General features: G+C 51.1%; 14 protein-coding genes. 10 read left to right on the top strand and 4 right to left on the bottom strand.

Annotation, left to right across the window (positions count from 1 at the left end):
• Positions 1–42 precede the first annotated feature (42 nt).
• Positions 43–2,166, bottom strand: a complete 2,124-nt coding sequence (locus ACSR9A_RS06730) for a putative bifunctional diguanylate cyclase/phosphodiesterase (protein WP_473756293.1) — start codon at positions 2,164–2,166, stop codon at positions 43–45.
• 218 nt (positions 2,167–2,384) lie between these two features.
• On the opposite strand from ACSR9A_RS06730, the gene efeO reads away from it, so the two are divergent.
• The 8 genes from efeO (at position 2,385) to trhA (ending at position 9,710) form a co-directional block, all read left to right on the top strand.
• Complete coding sequence (efeO, locus tag ACSR9A_RS06725) at positions 2,385–3,296, top strand: iron uptake system protein EfeO (protein WP_473756292.1); 912 nt, start codon at positions 2,385–2,387, stop codon at positions 3,294–3,296.
• Between the two features lie 4 nt (positions 3,297–3,300).
• The gene (gene efeB / locus ACSR9A_RS06720) at positions 3,301–4,629 is read left to right on the top strand and encodes an iron uptake transporter deferrochelatase/peroxidase subunit (protein WP_473756291.1); all 1,329 of its coding nucleotides are present in this window, start codon (positions 3,301–3,303) and stop codon (positions 4,627–4,629) included.
• Positions 4,630–4,651: 22 nt separating this feature from the next.
• Entirely contained in the window at positions 4,652–6,436 is a 1,785-nt protein-coding gene (locus tag ACSR9A_RS06715; protein WP_473756290.1) for an FTR1 family protein, read from the top strand.
• Positions 6,437–6,578: 142 nt separating this feature from the next.
• A complete protein-coding gene (locus ACSR9A_RS06710) occupies positions 6,579–6,920 on the top strand; it encodes a LapA family protein (RefSeq protein ID WP_473756289.1) in 342 nt (113 codons plus the stop codon).
• Positions 6,920–7,852: a TRM11 family SAM-dependent methyltransferase gene (locus ACSR9A_RS06705; RefSeq protein ID WP_473756288.1), complete on the top strand. Its 933-nt coding sequence runs from the start codon at positions 6,920–6,922 to the stop codon at positions 7,850–7,852. Before ACSR9A_RS06710 ends, ACSR9A_RS06705 begins: the two co-directional genes overlap by 1 nt.
• Positions 7,853–7,869: 17 nt before the next feature.
• Positions 7,870–8,070 (top strand): hypothetical protein, encoded by a 201-nt coding sequence (locus ACSR9A_RS06700; protein WP_341279422.1) that lies wholly within the window; start codon positions 7,870–7,872, stop codon positions 8,068–8,070.
• Between the two features lie 229 nt (positions 8,071–8,299).
• On the top strand, positions 8,300–9,001 hold the full coding sequence (locus ACSR9A_RS06695; RefSeq protein WP_473756287.1) for a hypothetical protein: 702 nt from the start codon (positions 8,300–8,302) through the stop codon (positions 8,999–9,001).
• Between the two features lie 64 nt (positions 9,002–9,065).
• Complete coding sequence (gene trhA, locus ACSR9A_RS06690) at positions 9,066–9,710, top strand: PAQR family membrane homeostasis protein TrhA (protein WP_341279420.1); 645 nt, start codon at positions 9,066–9,068, stop codon at positions 9,708–9,710.
• An 80-nt stretch (positions 9,711–9,790) separates the two neighbouring features.
• Here trhA and ACSR9A_RS06685 read toward each other — a convergent pair whose 3' ends face one another.
• A complete protein-coding gene (locus ACSR9A_RS06685) occupies positions 9,791–10,606 on the bottom strand; it encodes a lipase family protein (RefSeq protein ID WP_473756286.1) in 816 nt (271 codons plus the stop codon).
• 219 nt (positions 10,607–10,825) lie between these two features.
• Here ACSR9A_RS06685 and ACSR9A_RS06680 point away from each other — a divergent pair, with 219 nt between their 5' ends.
• Entirely contained in the window at positions 10,826–11,806 is a 981-nt protein-coding gene (locus ACSR9A_RS06680) for a Gfo/Idh/MocA family protein (protein WP_473756285.1), read from the top strand.
• A gap of 110 nt (positions 11,807–11,916) precedes the next feature.
• On the opposite strand, the gene ACSR9A_RS06675 is transcribed toward ACSR9A_RS06680, so the two are convergent.
• Positions 11,917–13,161 (bottom strand): magnesium transporter CorA family protein, encoded by a 1,245-nt coding sequence (locus tag ACSR9A_RS06675; RefSeq protein WP_473756284.1) that lies wholly within the window; start codon positions 13,159–13,161, stop codon positions 11,917–11,919.
• A gap of 206 nt (positions 13,162–13,367) precedes the next feature.
• Between ACSR9A_RS06675 and ACSR9A_RS06670 the strand changes: the two genes are divergently transcribed.
• Positions 13,368–13,907 carry a hypothetical protein gene (locus ACSR9A_RS06670; RefSeq protein WP_473756283.1) on the top strand — a complete coding sequence of 180 codons (540 nt, stop codon included), beginning with the start codon at positions 13,368–13,370 and terminating at the stop codon, positions 13,905–13,907.
• Between the two features lie 217 nt (positions 13,908–14,124).
• On the opposite strand, the gene ACSR9A_RS06665 is transcribed toward ACSR9A_RS06670, so the two are convergent.
• On the bottom strand, positions 14,125–15,363 hold the full coding sequence (locus tag ACSR9A_RS06665; protein ID WP_473756282.1) for an NAD(P)/FAD-dependent oxidoreductase: 1,239 nt from the start codon (positions 15,361–15,363) through the stop codon (positions 14,125–14,127).
• Between the last annotated feature and the right edge of the window lie 2 nt (positions 15,364–15,365).

Genomic DNA, 15,365 nt, shown 5'->3' with positions numbered 1-15,365 from the left:
CCTTGAACTATAGGGAAGGATGTCCTAACGCTATCCTTGAAATCAGCGATAATATTCATCCAGCTTTTGCCGGTGCAGCAGCGCGCGCGCCTCATCAGCCGGAATCGGACGAGAGAACAAATAGCCTTGCAGCCGCTCGCATTTGAGCTCAGCCAGCATTTCCAGCTGGGAAGCGACCTCGACCCCTTCGGCCAAAACATCAAGCTGGAGGCTGTGGGCAAGGCTGATGATGGAATGGACGATTGAAATATCAGGCGTTACGCTGGTCATGTCGCGAATAAAAGATTTGTCGATCTTAAGTGTATCAATCGGCAGCTTTTGCAAATAGTGCAGCGAGCTGTAGCCTGTTCCAAAGTCATCAATGGCAATGCGCACGCCTAGCGTCTTGAGCCGATTCAGCTTGTTAATGACCTGATCGGCGCCTTGCAGGCCGATGCTCTCGGTAATTTCCAGCTCCAGCAAATCAGGAGGCAGCTTCGTTTCGAATAGTATATGCTTGATTGTCTCGAACAAGCTGTCATCCTCAAATTGCTTCATCGAGATATTGACCGCAATCGTTACCGGCATAAGCCCTTCATCTATCCAGCGTTTATGCTGCTCGCAGGCTCGGCGCAGCACCCACTCGCCGAGCTGGATAATCATGCCCGTTTCCTCGGCCAGGGGAATAAACTCCAAAGGAGAGATGAGTCCCCGCTCCGGCATATTCCAGCGCACAAGCGCCTCAAAGCCAGTGATTTCCCCTGTACTCGCCTTCACCTGCGGCTGATAAAGCAGCGTCAGCTGCTCCTGCTCCAAAGCGATCGCGAGCTGCTTCTCCATCGTTGTACGGCGTACGATTGATTCATTCATTTCGGAGGTGAAAAAGAGATAGCTGTTTTTCCCCTGTTCCTTTACTCGGTACATCGCAATATCAGCAAATTGAATCAACTGCTCGGAGGATGTGCCATGGTCGGGATATAGGCTGATGCCAATACTTGCAGTAGAAAGTAGTCGATTATTGTCGTAGACGATGGGAACGGCGATTTCGTCTAGTATTTTTTCTGCCAGCTGCTTGGCTTCTTGAGCTCCGGCATGCGTCAGCAAAATAATAAACTCATCCCCGCTGAGCCGGGCAATCGTGCCACTTTCTCCCACGCACTTGCGCATGCGTAGAGCTGTTTGCTCAAGTAAAAAATCGCCAGCCCGGTGGCCAAGCGTATCATTAATGAGCTTAAAGCGATCCAAGTCGACGAAAAGTACAGCGAACTGCCTGTCCATGCATGTGCTACATTGGGCCAAAGTCGCGGTCAGCGTCTCGAAAAACGAATGGCGGTTTGGCAAACCCGTCAAGGAATCAAAATAAGCAATGCGGGAAATCGTCTCCATCGATTGCTTTTGCGCGGTCACATTTTGGGCCACGATGTAGAACCCGGCGAGCTGCTCCTCGACAATAATGGGAATGACCGTTGCATGCAAATAAACAAGCTCACCCGTTTTATTAGTAATAGACGTTTCCTGATTAATAGTCCGTCCCGTATGGACCTGCTCCAATATGTGCTGCAGCTGCCAAGTCTCGACATCGTTTATCAATTCGTCAACCGAAAGGCCTATAAGCTCGGAAGCTATATAGCCAGTGACTTGTTCAATGGCGGCATTGACGCTCAGCAGCTTTCCTTGCAAATCAAACCACAGTACCATATCCGGATTATGCTCAAAAAGCGATTTAAAGCGCTGCTCGCTTACTTCCAGCCGCTTCTCATGCCATTTGCTGAGCGTAATATCGTGGACGACGAGCATAAAGCCGAGCGGGGTTCCTCGGAAGGACCGAAGGGCCTTGCCGACGATTCGCACGATGCTTCCGGCTTTTCCCTCGCCGGGCTTCAGCCATAGCTCTTGGACAATATCCTGCTCCCCCTGAAGCAAGCGGTTCAGGGGCTGCTGTTCGGAAGGGAGCGGCATTGCCCCGTTCATTTTAAAATAAAGCGGGTACATGCTGTCCTTGGCTGCTGCTGTAGTGAGAAAACCGTATTTTTCAGCTACGTAGTTGCTCATAACGAGTTGTCCATCTGTATGATAAATGATGATGCCTTCATTCATATGATTAAATAGCAGCCTGCTGATCGGTCGTATAAGCTTGCCGATACCAGGCCGATAAATGGTTTTTGCTATATGTTGGGTAATAGACAAGGGTTGCTGACACTTCCTCATGAGGTTCATTTATGTTTATGTTATGTTTGATGAGAATAATTGTCAACGATTTCCCTCCTGCTGGCTGCCAGGAAGAAATGCAGGAAAGATAAGTGCCATCGTTGCCATAAAAATATAATTGACAATGATTCTCAATAGGAATATACTTCGCAATAGAATAAATTCACATGATGTGGATTCTTAAAGGGGAAAATCGAATGAACTGGAAGTTAATCGCAATTTCATTATCTTGTGCAAGCCTATTATTTCTTTCTGCTTGTGGGTCGGATACTGCTACTAATACAAAAACAGACACTGCGGCAGCGACAGCAACAAATACAGCTGAAGAATCACCAGCAGCGTCGGAGGAGGCGCCTGCTGCTACAATAGCACCTGCCACCGAAGAGGAATGGCAGCCTGTTCTTGACGAATATCGCGCCTTCACGATTAAAGAGGCGGATTCGCTCGTTATTGAAACCGAAAAATTCGTCAACGCCGTTAAAGCGGGCGACATTGAGACGGCGAAGCAGTTGTATGCGCCATCGAGAATGTACTATGAAAGAATCGAGCCGATTGCTGAAGCGCTGGGCGATTTTGACCCGCATATTGATGCCCGTGAAAATGATGTCGACGAGAAGGAATGGAGAGGCTTCCACCGAATCGAGAAAATTTTATGGGAAGAAAATACTACAAAAGGCGCTGAAGGTTATGCCGACACGCTGCTTGAGGACATCAAGCTGCTTCGCGCACTGATGGAGACGGTCGAAATTGAGCCTAGCCTGCTCGTTACGGGTGCGGTTGAGCTGCTGAACGAAGTATCCTCCTCTAAAGTAACCGGCGAGGAAGAGCGTTATTCGCATACTGACTTGTATGATTTTGTTGCTAACGTAGAAGGTGCAGAGAAAATTTATGAGCTGCTCAAGCCGCAATTGAACAAGCATGATGCCGAACTGGAAACATTGATTGGCACAAGCTTCACAAATCTTGACGATGCGCTTGCCGTTTATAAAGATGGCGACGGCTATAAATCTTACCTTGATTTGAAAGAAGAAGATACGAAGAAGCTGAGCCAGCTGCTAGACGCTTTGGCAGAACCGCTTTCACAAATGGGCAAAATTTTGGGGGCTTAATGTCATGAGTTCTACTACTAACAACGACGATAAACAGAAGCATAATCAGAAGCAGGCTGGCGACAGTGTGCTGGAAAAACCGATGAGCCGCAGAGATTTACTGCGGCTCATGGGCGTTGGTGGGGCTGGTTTGCTGATCGGCGCGACTGGCGTAGGCGGCATTATGCAGGCGGCAAGCAAAACGCTGTCCGTCCCGACGACGGCGGCGACAGGGGCTGGAGCAAATGGAGATGTGCTGCCTTTTTACGGTGCTCATCAGGCAGGTATTGCGACGCCGTCACAGGATTTTATTTTATTTGCTGCTTTTGATCTGACAGCAGCTTCAATCGATGATGTGCGTACCTTGTTTCAAGTTTGGACAGCCGCTACGGCTGCAATGACGCAAGGAACGATGATTGGCACGGACAATAATAACTTGAACCTGCCGCCATCCGACACAGGCGAAGCCGCAGGCTTATCACCTTCCAAAACAACGATTACGTTCGGCGTAGGGCCGAGCTTTTTTGATGGGCGCTTTGGCCTGTCAAGCAAGAAGCCCTCTTCCCTTGAGGACCTTCCGGCATTTGGCGGCGATGAGCTGCAGCCGGAATGGTGCGGTGGCGATATCGGCGTGCAGGTATGCGCAAACGATATGCAGGTCGCTTTCCATGCCATTCGCAATTTGACACGGATTGCACGGGGCAAAGCGGTGCTGCGCTGGACGACGGAAGGCTTTCAGCGCACATCCGGCGCTGATAAGGAGGGCGCGACACCGCGCAACTTGATGGGCTTCAAGGATGGGACCGCGAACCCGGATACGAGCGATGAAGCACAGATGAAGCAGGTCGTCTGGGCTTCCGCCGATGACGGTGTACCATGGATGGCGGGCGGCAGCTATATGGTCGTGAGAAGAATTCGCATGCGGGTAGAGGTGTGGGATCGCTCGACGCTGTCTGACCAAGAGGCAACCTTCGGCCGCCATCGGGAGAGCGGTGCTCCCATTGGCAGCTTGAAGGAGTTTGACACTGTTGATGTGAATAAAAAAGATGAGAACGGCAAGCCGGTCATTCCAGCCAACTCGCATCTGGCACTTGCTAGAGGTGACGGGTCTTTGAAAATATTGCGCCGCTCGTACTCCTACTCCAGCGGTCTTGACAAGCGCACCGGACAGCTTGACGCGGGACTATTGTTTATTTGCTATAACCGCGATACGAGCAAGCAGTTTATTCCGATGCAGACCAAGCTGAGCCAAATGGATAAGTTGAATGAATATATCGTGCATACGGGCAGCGCCGTGTTTGCTTGTTTCCCTGGCGTCAGCGAGGGCGGCTATATTGGAGAGACGTTATTGTAGTAGGAGAGAGGAGAAGCGGCATATGTTTTCAAGTAGCAGCCGTTACAGTATAGGGTGGAAATGGCTCGGCATTATCGTTATTTTAGCAGCCATGGTTGCAGGCTCGATTGGCGTGAGGCCCGTTTTTGCAGAAACGTCCAGCGATTTGGATAAGCTGCTTCCGCTCGTTGGCGGAGCGCTTGCGGCGGCAAGCCAGAGCGACTGGGAACAGGCATTGGGCCATATTAAAGAAGCGAATGAGCGCTGGAAGCAGCTAAACGTGAAAAAATCAGATTTATCCGCCGATGTCGACTCCGCGCTGGCTCATGCGATCGTGCTCTTGGACCAGGGAGACAGCAAACCGGAGGAGGCGAAGGCTTCCTTATCCGAGCTGGCGAAGGCGATTAATAAATATGTGAAAAGCGTCCAGAAGGACGATCAATCCAAGCTGAGCGGCAAGGAAGCGGCGAACCTGCTTCTGCCTATGGCGACAAAGCTGCTGGTCGAAATTCAAGGAGAGCAATGGGGGAAGGCGAGCGCTGATTATAAGACGATTAACGATAATTGGCTGACGATTGAACCTGCAATCCGTTCGGACAATTTCACCGTCTATGGCAAGCTGGAGACGGCAATGAGCATGATCCGGATTGCGCTGCAGGCCGAGCCTCCGCGTGCGGAGCAAGCCGAGACGGAAACGAATGCGATGATTCAGCTGCTTAATGATTATATGGCAGGCAAAATCGATGCGGCTGCTGTACCAGCGGAAAAACTGGGCATTGCTGACCTGATTGCGATTGTGGATAAAGCAGCTAAAGACATAGCCGCGGGCAATTTAAGTGAGGCCGATGGCCAAATGCAAGCCTTCATTTCAAAATGGCCGTCGGTCGAGGGGCAGGTGCAGATTCGTTCTGCTGATGCTTATACGAAAATCGAAATTCAAATGACGGCGGTATCGGGCTATTTGCTCTCCAATCCACCGGTTCCGGATAAAGCCCAAGCCGTAATTGCCGAAATCAGAGAGATACTTGCTCCAATGGTGGAGGAAACGCGCTATACCGCCTGGGATGCTGGAATGATTTTGCTCCGCGAGGGGCTTGAGGCGATTCTTGTGCTTGCGGCTTTACTGGCTTATTTGAAAAAATCGGGCAACGAGTCGAAGCGCATCTGGGTATGGTCTGGCGTCTGGGTCGGCCTGCTGCTGAGCGCTATTATGGCTGTGCTGCTCACTTATGCGATTGCTCAAGCGGCTGCTGGCAGCGCGCGTGAAGCGATTGAGGGCATCGCTGGTCTTGTCTCCGTCATCTTAATGATAACCGTTGGCAACTGGCTGCACAGCAAAGCGAATTTGCGAAGCTGGAACAGCTATATAGACAACAAGATGGGCAGCGCAATTGCCCGCGGCAGTCTGTGGTCCCTGTTCGCTGTGTCGGCGCTTGCCATTATGCGGGAAGGGGCGGAGACGACGATATTTTATGTCGGCATGGCGCCTTCCATTGATCCATACCAAATGATCTTAGGTATTGGCGTAACGTTCCTGCTGCTCGTGGCAATAGCTTTCGTAATTATTCGCTTCAGCACGAAGCTGCCGATTCGGCCCTTTTTCATTGTGGCATCGGTGCTCATTTATTATTTGGTGTTCCGCTTTATGGGAGAAAGCATTCACTCGCTGCAGGTCGCTGCATGGCTGCCGACGCATGCGGTAAGCGAATTGCCTACCATTGGCTTCCTTGGTATTTATCCAACGCTGGAGACGGCGCTTACGCAGCTTGCGGTATTGGTGATCATAATCATAATGTTCGTGTGGCAGCAGGCGAGAAGAAAAGCGTAGTTAACCATTAAAGCTGTTTTGGGAACAATCTAAAGCGGATGCTTGCCCTTGAGGCGGGCATCCGCTTACTGTTTGGCGCTGCGACTATTGGTTTAATAGGGAATATGATAAACTAATAGCAACCCAGATAAAGGTGGAGAAAATGATGAAGGCTCAGACGATGCTTATATCCGCACTGCTGTTTGCATTTGTTATTGCGTTGTTTGCCGTAATTAATGTCAATTCGGTGCAAGTTAATTTTATGTTTGCGCAGACTCAAATTCCGCTTATCCTCGTCATTCTCGCTTCGACGCTCCTTGGCGGACTAGTTATTGGATTGTTTGGCATGGTGCGTGTGTTCCGCTTGCAGCGCCAGGTTAAGCTTCTGAATAAACAGGTGAATGAATTAACCGCTGAGGTGGAAAGAAAAGCAAAGCCGGAGCTTACACCTTTCAGCATCGATGAGGTTGCACTTCCTCAGACACGGACGTCAGTAGACCATTAATGACTCGCTATTTATACAGCTACAGCTGTCATGAAGAGGAATTGGAGCTATGCCGACTGGAATTGTCGCGACTGCTGGAAGCTCCGCTCAGTGATGGCTTCGTCGTGAGCGAGCATAACGTTCATCCGAGCCGCAGTCCATTTCTCAAGCGTCGCCTAGAGCTCTCCCTTTCAGGTGAAACTTTGCCGGAGCTGCTGGAGCAGCTGCCGCTTGTCGATTTGAATGGAGCGACATTCAAGGTGCTTTGCACAGTGGCGGACGCTCCATACAGCTACGAGGAGCAGCGCGGACTTGAGCGTTCCGTCGGCGCATCATTAATTGGAGTAGCGGATATGCGGCAGCCGGAGCGTCTGCTGGGCATTACCTTTTGGCAGCAGCGTTATTGGTTTGGAGACTGTGTGGAAGCGAGTGCAATCTGGCTCGCCCATCGGCAGAAGCCGCAAAATTATTCAACAGCACTTGGCACGAGGGTGGCCAGAGCGATAGTCAATATAGCTTCGGGGCCAGCAGGCGAGCCGCCCAAGGCGAAGGTGATCGACCCCTGCTGCGGCATGGGCACCGTGCTCATTGAAGCGTTGTCGATGGGCATTGATATTCGCGGTGTGGATCGCAATCCGCTCGCGATACGGGGCGCACGGGTCAATCTTGCTCATTTTGGCTATAGTAAGGAACTCGTTGCACTTGGCGATATGCGTGAGCTGGAAGGGCATTATGATGCGGCAATCGTAGATCTGCCGTATAATTTATGTTCGGTCTTGCCGATTGGCGAGCAGCTTGATATGCTGGAAAGTGTAAGACGGATTGCTGACCTTGCAGTCATTGTGACGACGGAGCCGATTGAAACGCAGCTTTCAGCTTCCGGCTTCAGCTTGGTCGATCGCTGCGAACTGCATAAGGGTGCTTTTACAAGATTTATTACATTGGTTAAATAATAAAGCGAGGTGATAATATGTCGGACGTGGAGAACAAGGAAGTACAGGAGCAGCCGAAGAAGCTGACTCAAGCGGAGAAAGCCAAGCAATTGCTGGCCCAGAAGAAGCAAGGTAAAGCAGATGCCTTCGCACAAGGCGGCTTTTCAACAAACACGCAGCAAATGAAGAGCCAGAACACGAAGAAGGTCAATAATCAACGCAAAAAGATGGGCGTGTAGTCAGCTTTCAGCTGGGCGATGCCTAATCGTTTGGATAGCCTTTTGTTATGCTGGGAATGTGCAGCGTAGCGGGAGGCTTATTTTTAATTAAAGCGTCTAGAAGGCGGGCATTCTCGTTAGTGTTTGATGCAAATTTGGATTATTTTTAAGATGCACGTGCAGGAATGAATCGCTGCTTCTTCCCGCATAATGTACCTATACCATATTTCTTTGCAATGGAGGGAGAAGCATGCTGGCAGCTGGTGGAGGAGCCGTTAACATATTTTTGCTGGCAGGTGTGGCTACGACTAAGAGTGCCTTTAACGTTTGTCGGGACAAGCTCGACCAATTATTTCGCGAGTCCGGCGTTGAGCCCCGCATTCATATTTTGCATCCTTATGGTGACAACAGCCGCAGTCTGCTTCGTCAGGTGCTTGAGGTGGGGAGCGATTTAACCAGCTTTATTGCAGCTGGACGCATTGGTGGGCAAATGGCTTACCGCCAAGTGAAGGAGAAGCTGATGAGCGCTGATGAACCTTCCCTGTTCATCGGACATAGCGGCGGCGGAGCTGCAGCTTATCAAGCGGCGAAAATGCTGATGGAACGCAATCTAATGACCAATTTCCGTGTCCTGCAGGTCGGTTCGCCGCGAAATCATATTGCGCCGCAGCTGAAAGACAAAGTCTGTTATTTGTATTCGGTGAACGAGGCGGGCAAGCTTAATGATCCCGTAAGCCGGATCGGCAGTTGGGGCGGTTGGACGCGAAGCACTTCCGGCTTGCCGCAATGGCAGCAGATGAAGCATGCACCAGGCAAGGTTGAGCCGATTCATGTCATCGGCGGGCATGCCCATTATTTCCGCCATCAGGAGGCGTTCCGCGACCAAGATGCCATCTGCAATTTGGATAAAACGATCGATCGCCTGCAGCTGTGGTTGAAAGACTGGCACTGATGTTCTACACTATAAGTAGTAAGTGTTCAAGATATACAGTGGTTAGGACGGAGGTACACTAGCAATGGCCAACACGCACACGTATTCCAAACGCGAGGAAATAGCGAATGCCATCACACATGGCATTGGAGCTGCACTTAGCGTTGCTGCGCTCGTTATTTTAATCATATTTGCAGTAGAGAAGGGTACAGCTTCTCATGTGGTCAGCTTTACGATTTATGGCACAGCGATGCTGCTGCTTTATGCCGCATCGACATTGGTGCACAGCTTTCCAGAAGGCAAGGCAAAGCGTGTTTTTGAATCGCTTGACCATTCCTTTATTTATGTATTTATTGCGGGGACGTATACACCCATTTTGCTTCATATTGTGCAGGGGACATTAGGATGGGTGCTCTTCGGCATCGTCTGGGGCTTTGCGCTCGTTGGCGTCGTATTTAAAGCATTTTTTGCTTCAAAGTTTTTGTTTACCTCGACTATCGTGTATTTGGCCATGGGCTGGCTAATCGTCTTTGCATGGAAGCCACTTACGAGCCATTTGGCGCCTGGCGGCTTGCAGCTGCTCATTACAGGCGGGCTGCTTTACACCGTGGGAACCGTCTTTTATATGTGGCGGGCGTTTCCTTATCATCATGCGGTATGGCATATGTTCGTGCTAGGCGGGTCCGTGCTGCATTTCTTTGCGATTTTGCTCTATATGCTCCCGTCATAAACGTTCAAAGAAGCTTGGCAGCGGGCGGATGCGTTTGCATCTGCCCGCTGCCAAGCTTCTTTGTGCATACATAAGAATGTCTACTGCGAAAGCAGCGGGCACCAGCCTGGGGGCTCCGAACAGATGGCTAGGGCAAAGATGGGTTCCTCGACATATAGATCGTTAAAATAGCTAGGCAGTACATGGTTGGCGGCAACCGAGCCGAGCCTGAACGAGCGCTTGACCTCGCCCTTTACATGCAAGTAATAATACGTTTTTTTCGTTTGAGGCGATTGATACACAAGTGTTGGGAGATGGGGAACGATATCATATTCGTTTTGAAAACGCCAATGGGTACCGACAAGATTGTTGTAATTGCGGACAAATTTAGGATCGCCGACCCGCGGTGCCCCGAACGTATAGACAATCGGCGATTTTATTGGAGTATTCGCGGCAATATCGGCAGCTGCAAGCGTAGCCAAAGCGCCGCCTAAGCTATGCCCGGTTATAAACAAAGGCTTATCAGCGGGCAACTGCTCCATAAGCGCCAAAATTTGATCGCGCGCTGACATATAAATATCGGTGAAGCCCTTATGCGTATAACCACCATTTTTCACGGGACGATAGGGTGTTTGCTGGGCGATAAAATCCGATACCCAATCGACGGCGGAGCCCGAGCCCCGGAAAGCGAGTACGGAGGACTGCCCCGATGTCAGCAGGAAGCCAAAGGCTTCCTCCGTCTGATCATAGGCCTTGGCCTTGAACGTCCCGACCAGCGTATAATTGCGCGGCACGAGAAACAGCCCGCTTGGATTCGTGAATTGCAAATACGTTTGACTGCATACCGCGGCCAAAAACAAAGCTGTCCGAGTGTCCAACTGCTGCGATTCCCGGTTGTTTTTTTTCAAAGTTGCCATTGCCCGACCTCCGCTCCTTATTGCGCCTTTGCGCGAGAAGTTTCTGCCTAATTGCTGTCTGCAAGTGGGAAGCTGATGTTGTAGCATATGAAAGGCTGGGCGTCCCCGCAACCGCTTGGGCCATGCCCTTACAAATAAATTTGGCAAAGTAGCATTGGACGCGAGCGGGGCTGCGCCGTTATAATAATAGGAAAAAAGCTTTACGATGGGAGCTTACACATGACTTTGCAGATTGGTGTTATTGGTACAGGTTGGTTTGGACAAATGCACGCTGAAAAGCTGGCGCGTATGGAAGGCGTTAACGTAGCAGCGCTAGTGGCTACAAGCAAGCAGAAGGCAGACGATGCGGCAAAGCCGTTTACAGATGCACGCGGTTATGAAAACGTTTCCGATATGCTCGATGACCGGAAGCTGGATGCAGTCTATATTTGTGTTCCGCCATTTGCCCATGGAGAGATCGAAAATGAGCTGGTGAAGCGCGGAATTCCGTTTCTTGTCGAAAAACCGCTTGGCGTCGATGTCGAAACGCCGGCAGCTATCGGACAAGCGGTACAGGCTAGCGGTCTCATTACATCAGTCGGCTACCATTTCCGCTATATGGACAGCACGGATAAAGCGAAAGAACTGCTGGAGGGCAGACTGGCTGCCATGGCTATCGGGAACTGGATGGGCGGTATGCCAGGTGTTGGCTGGTGGAGAAAAATGGAGGGCTCTGGCGGGCAGTTTGTCGAGCAGACGACTCATATTGTCGATTTGCTGCGCTATTTGCTCGGTGAAGTAACGGAGGTTTATGCAGCCTATGGCAACCGGATTATGGCGGGCAAGGAAGAAGGGGTTGAGGTTCCCGATATTGGAACGGCCACCTTTAAGCTGGCTAGCGGCGTAGTTGCTTCCATCAGCAATACTTGCGCCATCAGCGCCGGTGATCGTGCCGGACTGCACATATATACGGATAAAGGTGTATTGGAGCTTGGGCATCACGGGCTCATCGATATCGAATCCAGCCGCAAAACGGAGTACGTAAATAAGCGCGATCCCTATCAGCTTGAAAATGAAGCTTTTCTGCATGCCGTCCGCACCGGCGATACTTCACTCATTCGCTCCACCTATGCGGATGCTTTGCGGACGCAGGAAATTACAGTTGCGGCTAACCAATCGGCGAAGTCGGGCCTTCCTGTTCGTTTGCCCTCGTATTTATAAGCTGCTTTGCTGAAGGAATGAAGCGATGCTGTAAAATAAATCAAAGCCCCTCCATATTCGCTGGTATAGCGAGCAATGGAGGGGCTTATTTTATCTTAAATCTTGTTTGGCTACAGTCGGCGTGATCGAGTCAATGGCTTGGCTGCTTGTGCAGCCTGCTCCTGCGTGGCCGTCTTGGCAGACGATGTGCGCTCCGATGAGTAACGTCGCCCGCTGTCTTCATCCTCTGACGCTTCCTTATGCTTCTTACGGCTGTGGCGATCAGAACGAGAGGCAGCCAGCTTGCTTGAACCGCCGCGGCCAATCAGCATATCGCCAGTCCAGCCTTTTTTCCATAGCCACACGTAAATGAATACGGTAATGCCGATAATGAAGGCGCAAAGGATCGTAAAGCCCCACCATGTATGGTCCCAAGGCAGCGGCTCCAAATTCACACCCCAAAGGGCGGAAATGACCGTTGCCGGAGTGAAAATCACCGTGAAAATCGTCAGCGTCTTCATAATATCATTGCCGCGGAAGTTGGAGATGGCATCGTCCATTGAAATGAGTGTGTCAATCTCCAGTGAATAATGCTTGAGCAGCGTATCGATTCGTTCCAGCTTATGGGTAATGCGCTTGTAAGCTTCGCTTTCCATAATCCCGTCGAGAAAGGCTTCCTTCACCGAGCCGTGAAGCTCACGAACGGGCGTAAACAGATGACTCCAATGCAGCAGGTCATACCGTCTTTCAATGATGACGTCCATCAGGCCGGTACGATTGGCGCTGCGCATATTATTTTCAAGGTCTCCGAGCCGTGTTTCAAAGCCGTCCAGCCCTTCGTGAAAAGGGCCTAATATAACGCCGAGCATAACAAGCAAGGCTTCCGGAGCGGTATCACATGCTTCCAGCCTGCTCGTTACATCATCTGCTTGAAAGCGTATAGCTAGCCGCATATCCTCATGCATCGTCACAAGTCGCCTGCCGGATACCCAAAAGTGGAACGGCTGTATATCCGTGTGCACATCCGAGATCTGGATCATCAGTGTGCCATGAACAAGCGGCCCAAGCTCAGTTGCCGGGGCAACTGTAATTTGATTTGTCGTTCGTCCGTTGCATTCCTCAAGCCAGGAGGCGCATTCAGGAAGCAGCAGCTTCGCCTCGAGCTTTTGCGAATCGGCACCGTTGCCCGCCTGAACAGGGTATGGCCGCGCAGCAAGGAAGCTTTCATTATTTTTTCTGTTGTCCTTGCGTTTGGGCAGTTTCTGCCCTAACTCCGCATGCTGCCTTTCGATCTGCAGCATTTGCCAATCCCACTGCGCGGGATAGCGAAGCACTCGATGAATCATCGCCTTGCCCCCTGCTTGTCCGATTTCCATTTCACTTCCTTCCATCATACCTTGAAAGTGATTGTTGTACAACAACCGAGCGGCGAATCTGTAAGCAATACGATTGATTCCTTGCCGCTGAGGGTATAACTATTCTAAGAGCGCTCGGTCGAAGCCGGCTATAATAAGGCGTATGCATCATATGCCAAAATCAGCGGGCTTTTGTATTCACAATCAGGTTTTAGGAGGAGATTCGAATGGCTAAGAAGCTGGGGATTTTCAAGACGGAACAAGAAGTGATTGATACGATTACCGCATTGGAGCAAGCCGGATTCGTGCCTGGGGAGCTTCAAATCATTGCCAAGGACGGCGAGCATTCCCGCCGGATCGAGGCGGAAACCGATGTGCATGCCGATGAGGTAATGGAGCTGGCGCGGACGAAGGGAAGCCATGCGGGCAATGAGGGGACGGCGATTGCTGCGGCTGCGGCGATCCCTACGACTGGAATGACTGGAGCTGGCGGCTGGGCCGCGGTGCCTATGACAACGGATGGCTTGCTGGCGACTAATCTAAGATCGGATGATGACGGCATCAATCACGCGCTCAGGGCGCTTGGATTGGATAAAGCGGAGGATGAAAGCCGAGATGCGATTCGTGAAGGACACATTATCATCGTCATCGAGACGGATGAGAGCCATACGATGATGGACAAAGAGGGCGGACCGAAGCTGGCGCGGCTGTCAGTAGCGGAATCTGTGCTTCGCAGCCAAGGCGCTATGCATATTGCCGATCTTTAGAGATGAGATGAAAAATAGCGTTCAACATGAATGCTAAAGGTGACAAGAAATAACAAGCGAGAAACAAACGGCAAACAAAAGATAAACACAAATAAATGAACGAAGACCAGCAAAAGGCTTGTGTTATAAGGTTTACGTTATATAGAAAAGAAGGGCTTCGCCGATCGGCGGAGCCCTTTCTTTCGATATAACCGCTCAATAAGGCTGTGAGGCTTGCCTATACCTTTAATAAGGAAGGACGGTCAAGGCGCACGATGCTCGCGAGCGGGTGCTCCTCACCATGGATCATATCCCGCAGCATATAAGCAGCCATCATGCTGTAGACGGTGCCATTGCCGCCGTAGCCTAGGCAATAGTAGACGCCGGGCATTTTTGGATCAGCGCCGATAAAGGGTAGATTATCGCGGGATTCACCGAACGTGGCGCTCCATTCAAATTCCAGCGGCTGATCCAGCATCGGAAATAATGCTGTTATTTTCTCCAGCAGCTTATCAGTTCGCTTGCGCCGTAGCTTCTCGCTTTCAATCGGCGCTTCGGTCATTTCGTCCAGACCGCCGACGACGATCCGGCCATCCACCGTCGTGCGCAAGTATAAATAGGGGCGCGCCGTTTCCCAAATGAGGCATTGTCCCGGCCAATTGGCCCGCAGCTTCGCGTCATCCTGAACGCTAGTAACGGCGGCAAAGGAGCGGTTAATGTCGGCTTTAACCAGCTGGCCGCGCAATTCCTCAGGCTCATAGCCAATAGCGAAAATCACATGCTCCGCCTCGATTTCCCAGCCGCCTGCAGTCCGCAACAGCTGCCTGCCTTCAGCAGTTTGCTCATGCTTTACGATGTCGGTATGCTCATAAATTTGCAGCCCGGCTTTCGCCGCAGCGCTAGATACGCCCTGCACGAACTGGAATGGATTAACCTCGGCATCCCCCTGCGCCATAATGGCACCCGGTTTGCGGAAAGGAAACTGCCGTGAAATATCGTCAGCCTCCAGAAAGGTGACGTCAAATCCATGCTTGAGCAGCATCTCATATTCCTTCCGCAGCATCGGCAAATCCTGCTCGGAGGTCGCATAATAGAGGCTGCTTCTTGGAATGAAGCCGACATCTACGGGGAGCTGTGCCGCAACCTCCCCAAGCTGCCTCACAGCATCCAGACAGCCGCGATAGAAACGCGCAGCATCGTATTCGCCGATTTGGTCAGCGAGCTCCCACAGCATAATGTCATTGGAAAACTGGAGCAAGCCTGTGTTGGCCGATGTACTGCCGCCTGCGACGCTTTCCCGTTCGAGCATTGCCGCCTCAATGCCGCTTTTCGCCAAAATATAACCGCAAATACTGCCAGACATGCCGCCGCCAACGATGGCAACCTTCACTTTTTTGTTCTCGGTAATACGGGGATAGTCTGCCGGCGAATTTAAGGTTGTAGGCCAATACAGACTGCCTGTATGCAGCTCCTTCATCT

It is taken from the genome of Paenibacillus sp. R-74696 (genome assembly GCF_055814915.1).
Note: the sequence above shows the minus strand (reverse complement) of the source record. Positions and strands in the feature narration are given on the sequence as shown.

What these genes read in the sequence shown, in the direction of transcription:
- efeO (WP_473756292.1), top strand. Translation starts at nt 2,385, where the DNA reads ATGAACTGGAAGTTAATCGCAATTTCATTATCTTGTGCAAGCCTATTA.
- efeB (WP_473756291.1), top strand. Translation starts at nt 3,301, where the DNA reads ATGAGTTCTACTACTAACAACGACGATAAACAGAAGCATAATCAGAAG.
- ACSR9A_RS06715 (WP_473756290.1), top strand. Translation starts at nt 4,652, where the DNA reads ATGTTTTCAAGTAGCAGCCGTTACAGTATAGGGTGGAAATGGCTCGGC.
- ACSR9A_RS06710 (WP_473756289.1), top strand. Translation starts at nt 6,579, where the DNA reads ATGATGAAGGCTCAGACGATGCTTATATCCGCACTGCTGTTTGCATTT.
- ACSR9A_RS06705 (WP_473756288.1), top strand. Translation starts at nt 6,920, where the DNA reads ATGACTCGCTATTTATACAGCTACAGCTGTCATGAAGAGGAATTGGAG.
- ACSR9A_RS06700 (WP_341279422.1), top strand. Translation starts at nt 7,870, where the DNA reads ATGTCGGACGTGGAGAACAAGGAAGTACAGGAGCAGCCGAAGAAGCTG.
- ACSR9A_RS06695 (WP_473756287.1), top strand. Translation starts at nt 8,300, where the DNA reads ATGCTGGCAGCTGGTGGAGGAGCCGTTAACATATTTTTGCTGGCAGGT.
- trhA (WP_341279420.1), top strand. Translation starts at nt 9,066, where the DNA reads ATGGCCAACACGCACACGTATTCCAAACGCGAGGAAATAGCGAATGCC.
- ACSR9A_RS06685 (WP_473756286.1), bottom strand. Translation starts at nt 10,606, where the DNA reads ATGGCAACTTTGAAAAAAAACAACCGGGAATCGCAGCAGTTGGACACT.
- ACSR9A_RS06680 (WP_473756285.1), top strand. Translation starts at nt 10,826, where the DNA reads ATGACTTTGCAGATTGGTGTTATTGGTACAGGTTGGTTTGGACAAATG.
- ACSR9A_RS06675 (WP_473756284.1), bottom strand. Translation starts at nt 13,161, where the DNA reads ATGGAAATCGGACAAGCAGGGGGCAAGGCGATGATTCATCGAGTGCTT.
- ACSR9A_RS06670 (WP_473756283.1), top strand. Translation starts at nt 13,368, where the DNA reads ATGGCTAAGAAGCTGGGGATTTTCAAGACGGAACAAGAAGTGATTGAT.
- ACSR9A_RS06665 (WP_473756282.1), bottom strand. Translation starts at nt 15,363, where the DNA reads ATGAAGGAGCTGCATACAGGCAGTCTGTATTGGCCTACAACCTTAAAT.